A 16,812-nucleotide genomic window follows, 5' to 3' on the forward strand; every position below is an offset into this window, starting at 1 on the left:
AGGACGAGGACGTGGGCGCGGAGCCGGGGGCCGGGACGGGGACGGGGGCCGGGATGGGGACGGGGGCCGGGACGGAGCCGGGGGCCGGGACGGGGATCAGGATGGTCTCCGTGCCGTCGGGACGGGTGACCCTGTCGGACCGGCGGACGCGGCGCAGCTGGCCGGTGGAGGTGGCGTCCTGTCGGCTGGCGGCGTTCCCGGTCACGCGGGCCGAGTACGCCCGGGTCACCGGTGAGCCGGCCCCGGCCGCGCGGGAGGGGCTGCTGCCCGTCGCGGAGGTCTCGTGGACGGACGCGGTCGGTTTCTGCAACGCGCTGTCGCGGCACGAAGGGCTGCACCCGGCCTACCGTGTCGACGCCGACGGTGGCGTCGCCTGGGACACCTCCGCCGACGGGTACCGGCTGCCGACCGAGGCCGAATGGGAACACGCCTGCCGCGCCGGGACGGACGGCCCGCGCTACGGCCCCCTGGACGACATCGCCCGGTACCGGGGAAACTCGCGGGAGCGCGTCCACGAGGTGGGCGGCATGCTGCCGAACGCGTGGGGCCTGTACGACACGCTCGGCAACGTCTGGGAGTGGTGCTGGGACCTCTACGACGCCGAGGTGTACGGCGCCTACCGGGTGCTGCGCGGCGGCGGCTGGTTCGACGAGCACTGGAGCTGCCGGGCCTCGGTGCGGCGCCGCAGCCACCCCACGTTCCGGGTCGACGACGTGGGGTTCCGCGTCGCCCGCTCCGTCGGCGGAGGCGGTCAGGACCCCGTCGGCTGAACCCGGATGTGCATACGCTCGCCCTGTGCCCCGTACAGGGCGAGCCACTCGACGGGCCGGTCCCCCGCGTTGGCGACGCCGTGCGGGACGCGGGTGTCGAACTCCGCCGTCTCGCCGGCCGCGAGGACCAGGTCGTGGTCGCCCAGGGCGAGGAGCAGGCGGCCGGAGAGGACGTAGATCCACTCGTGGCCCTCGTGGGAGCCCTGTTCCGGTCGCGGGGTCCATTCGGTCCGCGCGAGGGCCGGGGCGGGGAGGATCTGCTTGTAGGCGTGCAGCCCGTCGTTCGGGTTGCGGGTGAGGGGGATCCAGGTCTGGCCGTGCCGGGTGAAGGGGCGCGGGTGGACGCGGGGGTCGCCGGTCCGGGAGCCGACCAGTTCGTCCAGGGGCAGACGGTGCGCCCTGGCCAGCGGCAGCAGGTGCCGCAGCCCCGGCTCGCGCAGGCCGGACTCCAGCCGGGACAGCGTGGACACGGAGATGCCGGTGGCGGAGCCGAGCTGGGCCAGGGTGAGCCCGCGGGCCTGTCGGATGGCGCGCAGGCGTGCTCCCAGCGAGGTCATCACCTGTGCCGTCTCGTCGTCGTCGCCCATGGGAGCCATGAGATCAACTGTCCCGCACGCCGCTCGGGGGCGGGTCCGTGACGTTCACGGCGTACGGGGAAGACTCGACGGCATGCGGACTGCGTACAGCGTGGAGATGGTCAGGAACGCCGAACGGGAGCTGATGGCACGGCTCCCGGAAGGGGCGTTGATGCGGCGGGCCGCGGCCGGGCTCGCCGTCGCCTGCGCGGAGGTGCTCGGGCGGGTGGCCGGCCGGGTGTACGGCAGCCGGGTGGTGCTGCTGGTCGGGAGCGGGGACAACGGCGGCGACGCCCTGTACGCCGGGGCGCGGCTCGCCCGGCGGGGGGCGGGCGTGACGGCGGTGCTGCTCGCACCGGAGCGCGCGCACGGCGGCGGGCTGGCGGCGCTGCGCCGGGCGGGCGGACGGGTCGCGGAGGCCGGGTCGGCCGAGGAGTCGATCGAGGAGTCGATCGAGGAGTCGATCGAGCGGGCCGATCTGGTCGTCGACGGCATTGTCGGGATCGGCGGCAAGGGCGGGCTGCGGGAGGCGGCGGTGCCGCTCGCCGACGCGGCGGCGCGGTCGCGGGCCGCCGTGCTCGCCGTCGATCTGCCGAGCGGGGTCGACGCGGACACCGGGGAGGTGCGGGGGGCGGCGGTCCGGGCCGACCTGACGGTGACGTTCGGGGCGCACAAACCGGGGCTGCTGGTCGACCCGGCGCGGGAGTACGCCGGGTCGGTGCGGCTGGTGGACATCGGGCTGCCGCTGCCGAACGACGCTGCCGGGCTGGAGGCCTTGCAGCACGCGGACGTGGCGCGGCTGCTGCCGGTGCCGGGCGCGGAGAGCGACAAGTACCGGCGCGGGGTCGTGGGCATCGCCGCCGGGTCGGCCCGTTATCCGGGCGCCGCCGTGCTCGCCGTCGCCGGGGCGCTGCGGGGCGGGGCCGGGGCGGTGCGGTACGTCGGTCCGGCCGGGGACGCGGTGATCGCCCGCTACCCGGAGACGCTCGTGTCCGACCAGGGCCCCAAGCGGGCGGGGCGGGTGCAGGCGTGGGTCGTCGGTCCGGGGGCCGGTGACGACGCCGGGACGGTGGCGGAGGTACTGGCGACGGAGGTGCCGGTGCTGATCGACGCGGACGGACTGCGGCTGGCGGACGCGGGGGCGGTACGGGACCGTACGGCGCCGACGCTGATGACACCGCATGCCGGGGAGGCGGCGGCGCTGCTCGGGGTGGCCCGGGAGGAGGTCGAGGCGGCGCGGCTGGCCTCGGCACGGGAGCTGGCGGGGCGGTACGGGGCGACGGTGCTGCTGAAGGGGTCGACGACGGTGGTGGCCGGGGCGGAAGGAGGCCCGGTACGCGTCAACTCCACGGGGACGTCGTGGCTCGCCACGGCCGGGAGCGGGGACGTACTGTCGGGCCTGGCCGGCTCTTTGCTGGCGGCGGGGCTCTCGGCGCTGGACGCGGGGAGTGTAGCGGCGTACGTCCACGGCCTGGCGGGACGCTTCGCGGCGGACGGGGCACCGACGGGAGCGCACGACGTCGCGGAGGCGATCCCGGGGGCGTGGCGGGATGTGGCCAGGGTGGAGTGAGCAGGGGTGTGTCGTGGGGCGCTCCCGGGTCTTACGGTGTTCGCATGACGCCGACTTCCGCCTCGGACCCCACGGACCTCGCCTCGTTGCCCAGGGCCGAGTTCGCCTTCCCCGGCCCGCTGCGCGACCAGCTCGTGGCGGCGATCCTCGACGGCTCGAAGACCTCCACGACCGGCCTCGTCGTCGACTACGAGCACGCGGGGGAAGCGCTGCCGGAAGCAGGGCGCCGCGAGGTGGTCGTCGACTCCCAGGACCGCCCGGTCGCCGTCATCGAGGTGACCGACGTGCGCGTCGTCCCGCTGGGCCGGGTGGATCTCGCCCACGCGGTGGGCGAGGGCGAGGGCTACACCACCGTGGCCGAGTGGCGGGCGGGTCACGAGCGGTTCTGGCACAGCGAGGAGATGCGCGCGGCCCTGAACGACCCGGGCTTCACGGTGGACGACACGACAGCGGCGGTCCTGGAACGCTTTCGCCTGGTCACGGCGGTGCACCCGGCCGACGGGTGACTCAAAGGTCCGGGACGGAGCGGTCCTCACCCTCCCGGCCGGAGCCTTCGCCGCCTTCCTCGACGCCCTGAAGCCCGCTCACTCCACCGTCACCGACTTCGCCAGGTTCCGGGGCTGATCCACCTCGTTGCCCCGGGCCGTCGCCAGTTCGCAGGCGAAGACCTGGAGCGGGACCGTCGCCACCAGGGGCTGGAGCAGCGTCGGGGTGGCCGGGACGCGGACGAGGTGGTCGGCGTAGGGGGCGACCGTCTCGTCGCCCTCCTCGGCGATGACGATGGTGCGGGCGCCCCGGGCCCGGATCTCCTGGATGTTGGACACGATCTTGTCGTGGAGGACGGAGCGGCCGCGCGGTGACGGGACGACCACGACGACCGGCAGGTCCTCCTCGATCAGCGCGATCGGCCCGTGTTTCAGCTCGCCCGCCGCGAAGCCCTCGGCGTGCATGTACGCCAGTTCCTTGAGCTTGAGGGCGCCCTCGAGGGCGACGGGGTGGCCGACGTGCCGGCCCAGGAACAGCACCGTGTTCTTGTGGGCGAGGGAGCGTGCCAGTTCCCGTACGGGCGTCATCGTCTCCAGGACCTGTTCGACCGCGCCGGAGATGCGGGAGAGGTCGCGGACGACGTCGCGGATCTCGTCGCCGTACTTCGTGCCCCGCACCTGGCCGAGGTACAGGGCGACCAGGTAGCAGGCCACCAGCTGGGTGAGGAAGGCCTTGGTGGAGGCGACGGCGACCTCGGGGCCGGCGTGCGTGTAGAGGACCGCGTCGGACTCGCGGGGGATGGTCGAGCCGTTGGTGTTGCAGATGGCCAGTACCTTGGCGCCCTGTTCGCGGGCGTGGCGCAAAGCCATCAGGGTGTCCATGGTCTCGCCGGACTGGGAGATCGCGACGACCAGGGTCCGCTGGTCGAGGATCGGGTCGCGGTAGCGGAACTCGCTGGCCAGCTCCACCTCGCAGGGGATCCGCGTCCAGTGCTCGATGGCGTACTTGGCGATCAGCCCGGCGTGGAAGGCCGTACCACAGGCGACGACGACGACCTTGTCGACCTCCCGGAGCACCTCCGCGGGGATGCGCACCTCGTCCAGGCTCAGTGTGCCGGAGCCGTCGATGCGGCCCAGGAGGGTGTCGGCGATCGCTTTCGGCTGCTCGGCGATCTCCTTGAGCATGAAGGAGGCGTAGCCGCCCTTCTCCGCGGCCGAGGCGTCCCAGTCGACGTGGTAGGAGCGGACGTCGGCCGGGCTGCCGTCGAAGCCGGTGACCGTCACACCGTCCCGGCGCAGCTCGACGACCTGGTCCTGGCCCAGTTCTACGGCGTCCCGGGTGTGGGCGATGAAGGCCGCCACGTCCGAGGCGAGGAAGGACTCGCCCTCCCCCACCCCCACCACGAGCGGCGAGTTGCGGCGTGCGCCCACGACCACGTCGGGCGCGTCCGCGTGCACCGCGACCAGCGTGAAGGCGCCCTCCAGCCGCCGGCACACCTGCCGCATCGCCTCGGCGAGGTCGGTGCGGGCGGAGAACTCCTCGGCGAGCAGGTGGGCGACGACCTCGGTGTCGGTCTCGGAGGCCAGGTCGTGGCCGCGTTCCGCCAGTTCGGCGCGGAGCGAGGCGAAGTTCTCGATGATGCCGTTGTGGACGACGGCCACCCGGCCCGCGTTGTCGAGGTGCGGGTGGGCGTTGGCGTCGGTCGGTCCGCCGTGCGTGGCCCAGCGGGTGTGGCCGATGCCGGTGACGGCGGCGGGCAGTGGCCGTTCGGACAGCTCCTTGTCCAGGTTGACGAGCTTTCCGGCGCGTTTGGCGGTGGCGAGGCCGCCGTCCGCGAGCACGGCCACGCCCGCCGAGTCGTATCCCCGGTATTCGAGTCGCTTCAGTCCGGCCATGACGACATCGAGCGCTGACTGAGACCCCACATATCCCACGATTCCGCACATGCACGGCAGCCTACGATCAGAAACGGCCGTAAGCCGGGACACGAACCGGTCCTCCGTGCCCGAAATCGGAAATTCCCACCGGGGTACGAACGCCGTCGGGCGTACCCGGCGTCAGCCGAGCTTGGCGACCTGCGCGTCCACGACGTCCATGGGGACCTCGAAGTCCGCGCCGTTCATCATGGAGGAGAGGTTGGTGGCGCTGAAGGTGGCGAGCGTGTCGCCCTTGCGGACCACGACGACCTTCATGGGCGCGGCGGCTTCCTTGCCGACGTCTATGCCGACGGTGGCGGCGACGCCTTCGTCCCCGCCCTTGGGGGCGGCGGTCGTGGTGACTTCGGCGACCGGCATCTTCTCGCCGTCCACGGTCGCGACGAAGCCGCCGGCGCACTTCTCGGTGGCCGTCTTCAGTTCCGCCAGCGCCTGCTCGGCCCCGCCGCCCGCGTAGGAGGCGACGCTCAGCCTGATCATGTTCACCTGGGTCTCGGTCATGTCCTGGCCGTCCGGGCCCGAGCCCTTGGAGAGCGAGTCCGTCTGCCCCTGCCAGGAGCGCTTCACCTCGGCACCCGGCTCACCCTGGGCCAACGCGGCGACGCTGAGGGCGATCGGCAGACAGGCCTTGTCGTCCGTCGAGACCTTGTCCCTGGCGACGTCCTGGTCCGCCGGGATCTTGGTGGCGACCTCGCCGCTCTTGACGTCGGCCTGGGCGAGGGCGACCTTCTCCAGGTCGGCGGCGCTCAGCGCGTCGCCCGCCGGGGCGGCCTGCTCCGACCCGGCCTTGTCGTCTCCCGCCGGGGCGGACTGGTCCGATTTGGCCTTGGCGTCGTCGGCACCGTCGCCGGACGACCCGCCGCAGGCCGTGACGAGCAGGGTCAGGGCGGCGGCGGAGGCCGCGAGGGCGGTGCGGCGAACAGCGGTCGATCTCACGTCTGCACTCTTTCGTCGGTTACGTGGGGTAACGGCGGTGCCGCGTCGGGATGTGTGGAGATGTGTCGGTCCAGCCGGACGGATTCCGCTCGGCTTTGTGCACGGTACAAACGCATTCACACAAGTGATCGATAATCGGCCACTCGGTACCGGACCGTAACTTCGACGGGGTGCCCCGGCGGCCCTCGGCGGCCCCTCGGCCACGGACGGCGGACCGGCCGGCGTGACACAGCCCACCTGTCACCCCGTTCGAACTCCGTTAACAATGGACTGTGATCTCACCGGTCTCCTCGATACCCAGGAGCGCCCACCGGCAGCGGCCGGAGGCGACTCCCTACGTCGACCTCACCCGTCCCGAGTGGAGCGCGCTGCGCGACAAGACACCGCTGCCGCTGACCGCCGAGGAGGTGGAGAAGCTGCGCGGCCTCGGCGACGTCATCGACCTCGACGAGGTGCGGGACATCTACCTCCCGCTGTCCCGGCTCCTCAACCTCTACGTCGGTGCCGCCGACGGCCTGCGCGGCGCGCTGAACACCTTCCTCGGCGAGCGGGGCTCACAGTCCGGCACGCCCTTCGTCATAGGGGTCGCCGGCTCGGTCGCGGTCGGCAAGTCCACCGTCGCCCGCCTGCTCCAGGCACTGCTGTCCCGCTGGCCCGAGCACCCGCGCGTGGAGCTGGTCACGACCGACGGCTTCCTGCTGCCCACCAAGGAGCTCCAGGCCCGCGGCATGATGTCCCGCAAGGGCTTCCCCGAGTCGTACGACCGCCGGGCGCTGACCCGGTTCGTCGCCGACATCAAGGCGGGCAAGAGCGAGGTGACCGCGCCGGTCTACTCCCACCTCATCTACGACATCGTCCCGGACCAGAAGCTCGTCGTCCGCCGCCCCGACATCCTGATCGTCGAGGGCCTCAACGTGCTCCAGCCCGCGCTGCCCGGCAAGGACGGCCGCACCAGGGTCGGCCTCGCCGACTACTTCGACTTCAGTGTGTACGTCGACGCCCGCACCGAGGACATCGAGCACTGGTACCTCAGCCGCTTCCGCAAGCTGCGCGAGACCGCCTTCCAGAACCCGTCCTCGTACTTCCGCAAGTACACCCAGGTGTCGGAGGAGGAGGCGCTCGACTACGCCCGCACCACCTGGCGGACCATCAACAAGCCCAACCTGGTGGAGAACGTGGCCCCCACCCGGGGCCGGGCCACCCTGATCCTGCGCAAGGGCCCCGACCACAAGGTGCAGCGGCTGAGCCTGCGCAAGCTCTGACCGCTCTCTTCGGCCAAGGTGTCCTGAAACAGCGGTAATCGCGGGCTCAGTGGTGAGCACGGACCGGTGGCGCCGGGAGGCACGTGGCACCCCGGCCCGTGCGGCCCGCGCCGCTACGCTGCCGCCATGCTCCGTCTGCGCCTGATCACCCCGGCCGACCGGACCGACGAGGTCGTGGACCTGATCGACCGGACGGTGGGCACCGCGCACCTGGTGGTCCTGCCGGGCGTCGCCCGCGAGCCCGAGGGCGGCGACGTCGTCACCTGCTTCGTGGCGCGCGAGAGCGGCGACCAGCTCGTCAACGGCCTGGAGCGGTTGGGCATCGGCCGCAGCGGTGCCATCACCGCCGACAAGGTCGAGCTGTCGGTGTCCGAGCGCTCGGAGAAGGCGGAGAGGGAGGCTCCCGGCGAGCCCGCCGACGCGGTGCTGTGGGAGGAGCTGGAGGAGGCGACGAACGAGGAGTCGACCCTGTCGATCACGTACGTCGCCTTCATCACGATCGCCACGATGATCGCGGCCTGCGGTGTGGTGCAGGACAACCCGATCCTGATCGTGGGCGCGATGGCGGTCGGGCCGGAGTTCGGGCCGCTGGCCGGCATCAGCACCGCGATCGTGCAGCGGGCACCGCGGCTGGCCCTGCGCTCGGCGACGGCCCTGCTGGTGGGCTTCGCGGCGGCGATCGTGGTCACCGTGGTGTTCAGTTGGATCATGAGCGCGCTCGGCGAGTTCAGCGAGGCGAGGCTGGAGGCCGACCGGCCCAACACCGGTTTCGTCTACGCCCCCGACGCCGTCTCGTTCGCCGTGGCCCTTCTCGCCGGGGCCGCGGGCACGCTCTCCCTGACCTCCGCCAAGTCGGGAACCCTGATCGGCGTCGCCATCTCCGTCACCACGGTCCCGGCCGCCGCGAACGCGGCCGTGGCCCTGAGCTTCGGCCAGGCCGGGCAGACGGTGGGCGCCGCCGAACAGCTTCTGCTGAACCTGTCCGCCATCGTCCTGGCCGGCACCTTGACGCTGCTCGTCCAGAAGGGCTTGTGGGCCACCCAGCGCGGCCGGCTCACGAAGCCGGACGACGCCGGGTGAGGAAGCCACGCCACGGACGCCCAGAGCGCCTGTGAGCAACAAGGGGCTCGGGCCGGGGCCGAACCCCGGCCCGAGCCCAAGCCCCAGTGCCCAAGCCCCAGTGCCCAAGCCGGAGCCCGAGCCCGGGCCCCGGGAAACTAACCCAGCGCCGACTTCACCGCGTCGGCCAGCCGCCCGGCCACCGACCGGGCCTGCTCGATGTCGGCGGCCTCGACCATCACGCGCACCAGCGGCTCGGTCCCCGACGGCCGCAGCAGCACCCGCCCGGTGCTGCCCAGCGCCCGCTCGGCCTCCGTGACGGCGGTCGCCAGCTCCGCGGACGTCGTCACCCGCGACTTGTCCACGTCGGGCACGTTGATCAGCACCTGCGGCAGCCGCTCCATGACGGACGCGAGGTCCCGGAGCGTACGGCCGGTCTGCGCGACCCGTGCCGCCAGCATCAGGCCGGTCAGCGTGCCGTCACCGGTGGTGGCGTGGTCGAGGATGATGACGTGGCCGGACTGTTCGCCGCCGAGGGCGTAGCCGTGCTCCTTCATCTCCTCCAGGACGTACCGGTCGCCGACGCCGGTCTGCGCGAACCGGATGCCCTCGCGCTCCATGGCCAGCTTGAAGCCCAGGTTGGACATGACGGTCGCGACGACGGTGTCGGAACGCAGCGCGTCGCGCTCCCGCATCGCCAGCGCGAGCACGGCGAGGATCTGGTCGCCGTCCACCTCGGCGCCGGTGTGGTCCACGGCCAGGCAGCGGTCGGCGTCGCCGTCGTGGGCGATGCCCAGGTCGGCGCCGTGCTCGATGACGGCGGCCTTGAGCAGGTCGAGGTGGGTGGAGCCGCAGCCGTCGTTGATGTTGAGGCCGTCCGGCACCGCGCCGATGGTGACCAGCTCGGCGCCGGCCCGCGCGAACGCCTCCGGCGAGACCCGGGAGGCCGCGCCGTGCGCCTCGTCGAGGACGATCTTCAGCCCGTCGAGGCGGTTCGGGAGGACGCCGACGAGGTGGGCGACGTACTGGTCGAGTCCCTGGTCGTAGTCCCGCACCCGGCCCACGCCGGCGCCGGTCGGGCGGTCCCAGGGGGCGCCGGTGCGGTGCTCGGCGTAGACGGACTCGATGCGGTCCTCCAGCTCGTCGGCGAGCTTGTGGCCGCCGCGGGCGAAGAACTTGATGCCGTTGTCGGGCATAGCGTTGTGGCTCGCGGAGAGCATCACGCCGAGGTCGGCGCCGAGCGCGCCGGTGAGGTGGGCGACCGCCGGCGTCGGCAGCACGCCGACCCGCAGCACGTCCACGCCGGCGCTGGCCAGGCCCGCGACCACGGCGGCTTCCAGGAACTCCCCGGAGGCGCGCGGGTCCCGTCCCACCACCGCGGTCGCCCGGTGCCCGGCGAAGGTGCCGGCCTCGGCCAGTACGTGCGCCGCGGCGACGGAGAGACCGAGTGCCAGCTCGGCCGTCAGATCCGCGTTGGCGACACCGCGCACGCCGTCCGTACCGAAGAGTCGTCCCACTTGTCCTCCTGAGGAAACGTCAATTCCGGAAGCGGCTGTCGATGAGTGCGGCCCACGCAGTCGGCTCCCGTGGTCCTGGGCACGCGCTGCCCGGCCATCCGATCACACAAGCCTTTGAACGTTTGATGTTCTGAACGTCTGAGATTTTGAACGTCTTGTGCCGTTATACGCCCAACGGCCGGGATAGACGAACGCCCCGGCAGCACAGTGGCGTGCCGCCGGGGCGTTCGGAGTACAGCCGGGTGCGACTTAGCGCTTGCTGTACTGCGGAGCCTTGCGGGCCTTCTTCAGACCGGCCTTCTTCCGCTCGACCGCACGGTCGTCGCGGCGCAGGAAGCCGGCCTTCTTGAGGGCGCCGCGGTTGTTGTCCACGTCGGCCTCGTTCAGGGCGCGGGCGACACCGAGACGGAGCGCACCGGCCTGGCCGGAGACGCCGCCGCCGGCGATGCGGGCGATGACGTCGTAACGGCCCTCGAGCTCGAGCACCTTGAAGGGCTCGTTGACTTCCTGCTGGTGCACCTTGTTCGGGAAGTAGTCCTCGAGGGTGCGGCCGTTGATCTTCCACTTGCCGGTGCCCGGAACGATCCGGACACGGGCGATGGCGTTCTTGCGACGGCCCAGGCCGGCGGCCGGCTGGGGCTCGCCGAACGCGGAGGCCATGGACTCCGAGGTGTACTCGCCCTCGACGGGCACCTCGGACTCGGTGGTGTAGCTGTCGATGTCGATCTCTTCGAGCGGCTGCTCGGCAGTGGTCTCGGCCACGATGCTCCTCAGATTCTGTTCAGTCTTAGGGGGTGGCCGGAACTACTGCGCGACCTGGGTGATCTCGAACGGCTGCGGCTGCTGCGCGCCGTGCGGGTGCTGGTCACCCTTGTAGACCTTCAGCTTCGAGAGCATCTGACGGCCCAGGGAGTTCTTGGGGAGCATGCCCTTGATGGCCTTCTCGACGGCCTTCTCGGGGTTCTTGTCCAGCAGCTCGTCGTAGCGCACCGAGCGCAGACCGCCCGGGTAGCCGGAGTGGCGGTACGCCATCTTCTGGGTCCGCTTGTTGCCGGAGAGGTGCACCTTGTCGGCGTTGATGATGATGACGAAGTCACCGGTGTCGACGTGGGGCGCGTAGATCGGCTTGTGCTTGCCACGCAGGATGGAGGCCGCAGTGGTGGCCAGACGACCCAGGACGACGTCCTGAGCGTCGATGACGTGCCACTGGCGCGTCACATCGCCGGGCTTGGGGCTGTACGTACGCACGGTTCGTAGCCTTCGCTTCTTCAGTGAGTGGTCCTGACATGGTCACCGAAGACGATCACGACAGCCCTGACCGCACTGCGGTGACGCAACCGCGTGCAGATCGCTGGTCATCGGTCCCGGTGGACCGGTGTAAGGGCCCCTCACGTGAGAATGAGCAAGCCAATACACATACGACTGTGCAGAATACCCGGGCCCCCATAGCCGGGTCAAAACGGGGTCGCGACCTGCTGCGAACGGGGCCATGGCCGGCTCGGAACGGGGCCGCGACCGGCTCACCGCGGGCCCGCCGAGGCCCGCACGGGCTCCGGCGCGCGCCCGGCGTCCGGGTGACCGCCGGGGGCCGCCGCGCCGGACAGGGCCCGCCGGGTGACCGACGCCGCCAGCACGCACAGCGTGAACGCGTCCTTGAAGGCCCGCCGCCGCTCCGACTCCAGCCAGGGCCAGGTCAGCCCCGGTACCTGGGGCGCCAGGGCCACCCAGAACCCGGCACCGCGGGCCACCGAACCGGCGTACGGCAGCCCGGCGAGCAGCAGGGGAACGGCGACCAGGAGGTAGTGGTCGTAGGAGGGGCGGGAGACGAGGAACGCCGAGAGCATCAGGCCCGCGCCGGTCTCCGCGAGCCGCAGCGGCCCGGGATCGGCGCGGCGCCAGCGCAGGTACGCGCAGAGCACCCCGGCACCGGCCCCGGCCACCGCGATGCCCTGGGCGAGCGCCCCCGGCACCCCCAGCCGGGGCAGTACGGCCGCCGGGGACGCCTCGTAGAGCCGTACGAAACCGTCGTCGCCGTGGAACAGGAAGGGCAGGGTGCGGGTGAAGAAGCCGGCCGGGTCGGGCATCGCCAGGGCCGCCGTGCCGGAGGCCAGCGCGGGCACCAGGACGGCCACCGCCAGCGCCCGCCACCGTCCGGCGAACAGGAAGAGAAGGACGACGGGCGCGAGCAGCGGCTTCAGCGCGACGGCCGCGCCGATGACGGCTCCCGCCGCCGTCCACCGGCCCCGGCTCGCCAGCAGCAGCGCCAGGGGCAGGGCCACCGCCGCCGTCACCGTCCAGTTGCCGAGGCGGACCAGGTGCCCGAACGGCGCGAAGCCCACCGCGAGCCCGGTCAGCCCGAGGACCGCCAGCCGGCTGCCCAGCGGTACCCGGTGCAGCCGCAGCGCACAGCCCCAGGCCAGCGCGAGCAGCGCGGTCACCGCGCACGGGACCAGCACCCGCAGCACGGCCCCGGGCAGCAGCGCCTGCGGGGCCGCGGCCAGGACCGCGCTCGGGAGGTAGAGGAAGTGCGGATCGTCGTACGGGGAGCCGCCGGCCAGCCAGGTGCGGGCGGCCCGCACGACGATCGCGTTGTCCATCCCGCCGTCCGAGGTCACGCGCCCCGCGTGCACCGCGGACGCCGCCAGCACCGCCACGAGCACGGCCCACGCGGGTCCGCCCGCGGGCCGCACCAACCACCCGGAGATGTCGCTTTTGCCCGTCCGCATGACCGGAACGCTAGGCCCTGCGAGGCCTCTCGATGCGCACCAGCACGCCATTCGGCCCGTCTAAGATGCGGCCCATGAGCTTTGGGCAGGGGGGACCTCAGTCGCAGTGGGATCCCTGGAAACCGCAATCGCAGCAGCCATCGCAGCAGCAGCCCCAGCAGCAGCCGTGGAACGGTGGCGACGCGGGTGCCTCCCCCGACTGGGCGGCTCTCGCCGAGGCCTCGGAGGCCAGGGCCAAGCGGCGTCGTCTGTTCCTCATCGGTGGCGGCGCGCTGGCCACCGTGGCGATAGCCAGTGCCGTCGCCGTGGCCGTGGTCTCGGCGAACGGCTCCGGTCAGGCGTCCGACGGCCCCTCCTCGCAGCTGCCCGCGACGGCGGACATACCCAGCGCGTCGGCCACGACCCCGTCGTTCGCCCCGACCAGTGCCCCGCCTCCACTGGACCCGAAGGACTTCGTCTCCAGCGCCGCCAAGGACAAGGCCCCGATCAGCCCCGACCTGCTCTTCCCCGGCACCCAGCTGACCATGGGCGAGACGGTCTACAAGAAGGGCCCGACGGCCGACACCCGTACCTGCGGCTCCGCCGCCCAGGGCACCCTGCCCAAGGTGCTGGACGCCAATGACTGCACCCGGCTGCTCCGCGTCACGTACACCAAGGGCGACACCGCGGTGACGGTCGGCGTGGCCGTCTTCGGCACCGAGGCGCAGGCCGTCAAGGCCAAGCAGCAGGCCGACAAGAAGAGCATCGTGCGCTCCCTGTCCGGCGGCGGCGTCAAGTCCTTCTGCACCGGCGCCGTCTGCCGCTCCACCACCAACTCCTACGGCCGCTACGCCTACTTCACCGTCGCCGGCTTCACGAACGGCAAGGACGTGACGGAGAAGTCCACGGAGGTGTTCCGGGCCGGCGACGACCTGGCCGAGTTCGCCTTCCGGCAGATCCGCCGACGCGGCGAGGCCCAGGCGTCGGCGGCCGCCCAGGCGGGCTGAGGGCCGCCCTGTCAGTCACTCCCCGCGAGCGTGTTCACGTGCCTCGTGCCCGCGGCGGCGTAGCCTGCCGCGGCCTTCGTCGCGTCGTCCGCGGAGACGGCCTGGTCGGACTTGAGGTACACCCAGTCGACCTTCATCTCCCAGGAACGCTCCCCCTTGAAGGGGAGGTCGATGAACCAGTTGCTGAAGTTGACGCTCATCGCCTCGCGCGGCACGTACGCCTTCCCACTGGTGAACAGCGTTTCGCCGTCCACCGAGTAGGTGACCTTGCCGTCGGCCGCGGTCATGGCCAGGGTGTGCCAGCCGCCGAGCTTCACCTGGTGGGGCTTGGTGACCCGGTCGCCCAGGTCGCTGCTGCGCCAGCTGGTGGTGTCGAGAATCGGACCGTAGCGGCCCCAGCCGCCGTTCGCCATGTACTCGAAGTCGAGTTCGCTGTACTTCTTCGACCTGTGGTCCGGCGAGATGGCGAAGACCGACTGGGAAGCGTGGTCACCGTCCTGGCCGCTCACCGGTTCGTCGCTGAAGTACACGCGGGCGACGAGTGTGCCTTCGCGGAACACCGGACGCGTGGTGTGGAACTCGGACTGCACCGTTCCCTTCGCGGTGCCGTCGGTACGGGCCTCCAGTCGCAGCGCCTGTCCGCCGTCACCGTTCTCACCGGCGGGGAACGTGACGCCCTTCGCCGACCATGAGTCCTCGATGCCCGGGCCGCCCGCGCCGTCGCGCACCTCCCAGCCGTTGGCGGCGAGCGCCGGGTCCTCGGGGCCGGCGTAGGCGAAGTCGTCGAAGAGGATTCCGGCGGGCGGCCGCGCCGCTTCGGCGGGGGCGCCCGCGTTCGCGCGTGGCCCGGACCCCGTGGTCTCGCCGTCGGGGCCCTCGCCCCACACCTGGGCCCCGGCCAGGTAGGCCGTGACCCGCTCGGACTCCTGGTACGACGTCTTCTCCGCGTCGAACGAGTAGTCGTCCGACTGGTCCAGCTTCTTCTGGTCGACGCGGTACAGCTGGAGCCCGATCGCCTGGGTCGTCCCGCCGGACTCCAGAGTGCGGGCCTCGCCCGTGAAACCTATCTCCAGGTAGTGGTCGGCCTTCGGGCCGGCCTTCTGCGCGGCGGCCGTGCGCAGGGTGACCTTGGAGCAGTCGAGGGACGTCTGCACGCAGTTGGCCGCGAACTGGGCACCGTCGTCGGCGGTGTAGTGGTACCGGACGGTGACGTCGGCGAGGTCCACCGCCTTGCCGGACGTGTTGACGACTTCCAGCCAGGGCTTGGCGGCGTCCGTCACCGCCGCGCCTTCGGTGCGGTAGCGGACGGTCAGGGCCGCGGGGTCCCCCTCCGACGGCCACCATCGGTAGGCGGCCGCACCGGCGGCGGCCAGCAGGACCACCACAGACGTGATGATAAGGAAGCTTCGACCCTTACCAGAGGACTTACTGCGATGGGTCATGAAATACCCCGGATTCCATGGCTGACTGTCGAGCGAATCTTAGGCACACGCTCACCGGACCCTCACAACCAACCCCATCCGGTCACAGGCGTGACCTTGTTCACGTCGAAATCGCACAACCCTTGCCGTGATTGCCTGAATTGAATGGATTCGTAAGGCAGTAACGGACAACTAAGGACTAACCCGCTGTCCAATTTGGGACGAATACCCCGACTCACAGTCGATTGATCAAACCTTCAAGAGCCGCACATGCTTGCGGTATCTTCACAAGCGCATTCGCACGGCCCACACAGCGTGGGCCTGTCGCCTCAAAAGAAAACAGGGTGGGGGGATCGCCTTGTCCGTCACCGACACGGGCCACGACTGGGCTGAGTCGCAGCCGGCGGCTCGGAGCCGGCACCGAAGAGGCCGCGGTGGGCCCGTCCGCGCCGCCCCCGCCGAGACCACCCTGGTCTACGAGACCGTCATCCTGGTTCCCGCGAGGAACGAGGAGGTCGGAGTCTTCACCTCTCTCGAGTCTCTGGCCCGGCAGACCCGCCGGCCCGACCTGATCGTCGTAGTGGTCAACAACTCCACCGACCGCACCGAGGACTACGCGCTCCAGTTCGCCGAGGACGAGAGCACGCCGCCGACCGTCGTGCTGAACATCCCGGACAACCCCCACAAGAAGGCCGGCGCCCTCAACTACGGCCTGAACTGGCTCAGGGAGTCCGTCGGCGGCCGTCTCAACGGCCGCGTGGGCCACATCCTCGTCATGGACGCCGACACCGAACTGCACTCCCGGTTCATCGAGCGCGCCCGGAACGTCATCCTGTCCGACCCCGAGATCGGCGGCGTCAGCGCGGCCTGCCTCGGCCGTACCGACCTGTGGCGCAACCCCTGGCAGCGCTTCCTGCTCGGCATGCAGATCATCGAGTACGGCCGGGCGGCGAACTCACGCTTCCGCAAGGACGTCCACACCATGTCGGGCGCCGGCTCCTTCTACCGCGCCGAGGCCCTGCAGGGCCTGATCGACTGGCGCGGCGAGGTGTTCTGGGAGGACCACCGCAACCTCGTCGAGGACTACGAGACCACGCTGGCGCTCAAGGAGTCCGGCTGGAAGGTCACGGCCAATCAGCTGTGCATCGCGTACACCGACCTCATGCCCACCCTGCGCGAGCTGATCCAGCAGCGCGAGCGGTGGAGCCGGGGCACCGTGGACGCACTGCGCCGCCGTGGCTGGACCAAGTTCACCTGGCACTCCATCATCACCATGATCCTGGGCCTGTTCGGCTTCGCGTACATCTTCATCTGGGGCGCCCGCCAGCTCATCTCCGCGGCCCAGTACAGCCTGGACACGCACCCGCTGCTGTGGGCCCTGCTCGCCTTCTGGATCGTCTATCCCGCGCTGCGGGTACGGCCCCTGGGCTGGAAGGCGATGCTCGTCGAGGCCCTGCTCGTCCCCGAGCTCGTCTACACCGTCGTACGGGCCTACTGGCTCGTGTCGTCCATCCTCAAGTCCTTCGTGACCCGTGTGTCCGCCTGGAAGTAACAGACAGACAGGCGCAGG

15 protein-coding genes are annotated in these 16,812 nt (G+C 71.5%); 7 read left to right on the top strand and 8 right to left on the bottom strand.

The annotated features are described in order from the left end of the window. Positions 1-101: 101 nt before the first annotated feature. Positions 102-770, top strand: a complete 669-nt coding sequence (locus QC283_RS06295) for a formylglycine-generating enzyme family protein (RefSeq protein ID WP_279560410.1) — start codon at positions 102-104, stop codon at positions 768-770. Here QC283_RS06295 and QC283_RS06300 read toward each other — a convergent pair. Further along, positions 752-1,357, bottom strand: coding sequence for a helix-turn-helix domain-containing protein (locus QC283_RS06300; protein WP_279560411.1), 606 nt, complete (start codon positions 1,355-1,357; stop codon positions 752-754). The two genes, QC283_RS06295 and QC283_RS06300, sit on opposite strands and share 19 nt — an antisense overlap. 82 nt (positions 1,358-1,439) lie before the next feature. Between QC283_RS06300 and QC283_RS06305 the strand changes: the two genes are divergently transcribed. Continuing rightward, complete coding sequence (locus QC283_RS06305) at positions 1,440-2,915, top strand: NAD(P)H-hydrate dehydratase (protein WP_279560345.1); 1,476 nt, start codon at positions 1,440-1,442, stop codon at positions 2,913-2,915. Positions 2,916-2,959: 44 nt separating this feature from the next. Then, entirely contained in the window at positions 2,960-3,421 is a 462-nt protein-coding gene (locus QC283_RS06310) for an ASCH domain-containing protein (protein ID WP_279560346.1), read from the top strand. A gap of 78 nt (positions 3,422-3,499) precedes the next feature. Here QC283_RS06310 and glmS read toward each other — a convergent pair whose 3' ends face one another. Together glmS and QC283_RS06325 are read right to left on the bottom strand one after the other, a co-directional pair. Further along, entirely contained in the window at positions 3,500-5,347 is a 1,848-nt protein-coding gene (glmS, locus tag QC283_RS06320; RefSeq protein WP_279560347.1) for a glutamine--fructose-6-phosphate transaminase (isomerizing), read from the bottom strand. Between the two features lie 111 nt (positions 5,348-5,458). Continuing rightward, positions 5,459-6,271 (bottom strand): hypothetical protein, encoded by an 813-nt coding sequence (locus tag QC283_RS06325; protein WP_279560348.1) that lies wholly within the window; start codon positions 6,269-6,271, stop codon positions 5,459-5,461. A gap of 272 nt (positions 6,272-6,543) precedes the next feature. Between QC283_RS06325 and coaA the strand changes: the two genes are divergently transcribed. Together coaA and QC283_RS06335 are read left to right on the top strand one after the other, a co-directional pair. Beyond that, positions 6,544-7,533, top strand: a complete 990-nt coding sequence (coaA, locus tag QC283_RS06330) for a type I pantothenate kinase (protein WP_279560349.1) — start codon at positions 6,544-6,546, stop codon at positions 7,531-7,533. A 126-nt stretch (positions 7,534-7,659) separates the two neighbouring features. Further along, positions 7,660-8,613 carry a DUF389 domain-containing protein gene (locus tag QC283_RS06335; protein WP_279560350.1) on the top strand — a complete coding sequence of 318 codons (954 nt, stop codon included), beginning with the start codon at positions 7,660-7,662 and terminating at the stop codon, positions 8,611-8,613. Between the two features lie 137 nt (positions 8,614-8,750). Here QC283_RS06335 and glmM read toward each other — a convergent pair whose 3' ends face one another. The 4 genes from glmM to QC283_RS06355 form a co-directional block, all read right to left on the bottom strand. After that, entirely contained in the window at positions 8,751-10,109 is a 1,359-nt protein-coding gene (gene glmM / locus QC283_RS06340; protein WP_279560351.1) for a phosphoglucosamine mutase, read from the bottom strand. Between the two features lie 249 nt (positions 10,110-10,358). Beyond that, positions 10,359-10,871: a 30S ribosomal protein S9 gene (rpsI, locus tag QC283_RS06345; RefSeq protein ID WP_055418350.1), complete on the bottom strand. Its 513-nt coding sequence runs from the start codon at positions 10,869-10,871 to the stop codon at positions 10,359-10,361. Positions 10,872-10,913: 42 nt separating this feature from the next. Further along, a complete protein-coding gene (gene rplM, locus QC283_RS06350) occupies positions 10,914-11,357 on the bottom strand; it encodes a 50S ribosomal protein L13 (RefSeq protein WP_003974239.1) in 444 nt (147 codons plus the stop codon). 272 nt (positions 11,358-11,629) lie between these two features. Next, complete coding sequence (locus tag QC283_RS06355) at positions 11,630-12,835, bottom strand: glycosyltransferase family 87 protein (RefSeq protein ID WP_279560352.1); 1,206 nt, start codon at positions 12,833-12,835, stop codon at positions 11,630-11,632. A 74-nt stretch (positions 12,836-12,909) separates the two neighbouring features. Here QC283_RS06355 and QC283_RS06360 point away from each other — a divergent pair, with 74 nt between their 5' ends. Beyond that, positions 12,910-13,821, top strand: a complete 912-nt coding sequence (locus QC283_RS06360) for a hypothetical protein (protein ID WP_279560353.1) — start codon at positions 12,910-12,912, stop codon at positions 13,819-13,821. 11 nt (positions 13,822-13,832) lie between these two features. On the opposite strand, the gene QC283_RS06365 is transcribed toward QC283_RS06360, so the two are convergent. Continuing rightward, complete coding sequence (locus QC283_RS06365; RefSeq protein WP_279560354.1) at positions 13,833-15,206, bottom strand: cellulose binding domain-containing protein; 1,374 nt, start codon at positions 15,204-15,206, stop codon at positions 13,833-13,835. 394 nt (positions 15,207-15,600) lie between these two features. Between QC283_RS06365 and QC283_RS06370 the strand changes: the two genes are divergently transcribed. Next, positions 15,601-16,794, top strand: coding sequence for a glycosyltransferase family 2 protein (locus tag QC283_RS06370; RefSeq protein ID WP_279560355.1), 1,194 nt, complete (start codon positions 15,601-15,603; stop codon positions 16,792-16,794). The last annotated feature ends 18 nt before the right edge of the window (positions 16,795-16,812 follow it).

Origin of the sequence: Streptomyces sp. DH41, from assembly GCF_029813785.1 — a bacterium.
Classification (GTDB): domain Bacteria; phylum Actinomycetota; class Actinomycetes; order Streptomycetales; family Streptomycetaceae; genus Streptomyces.

Excerpts from the sequence above, each read along its gene's own strand:
- QC283_RS06355 (WP_279560352.1), bottom strand. The coding sequence starts at position 12,835 with ATGCGGACGGGCAAAAGCGACATCTCCGGGTGGTTGGTGCGGCCCGCG.
- QC283_RS06295 (WP_279560410.1), top strand. The coding sequence starts at position 102 with ATGGTCTCCGTGCCGTCGGGACGGGTGACCCTGTCGGACCGGCGGACG.
- QC283_RS06360 (WP_279560353.1), top strand. The coding sequence starts at position 12,910 with ATGAGCTTTGGGCAGGGGGGACCTCAGTCGCAGTGGGATCCCTGGAAA.
- QC283_RS06300 (WP_279560411.1), bottom strand. The coding sequence starts at position 1,357 with ATGGGCGACGACGACGAGACGGCACAGGTGATGACCTCGCTGGGAGCA.
- QC283_RS06305 (WP_279560345.1), top strand. The coding sequence starts at position 1,440 with ATGCGGACTGCGTACAGCGTGGAGATGGTCAGGAACGCCGAACGGGAG.
- QC283_RS06310 (WP_279560346.1), top strand. The coding sequence starts at position 2,960 with ATGACGCCGACTTCCGCCTCGGACCCCACGGACCTCGCCTCGTTGCCC.
- glmS (WP_279560347.1), bottom strand. The coding sequence starts at position 5,347 with ATGTGCGGAATCGTGGGATATGTGGGGTCTCAGTCAGCGCTCGATGTC.
- QC283_RS06335 (WP_279560350.1), top strand. The coding sequence starts at position 7,660 with ATGCTCCGTCTGCGCCTGATCACCCCGGCCGACCGGACCGACGAGGTC.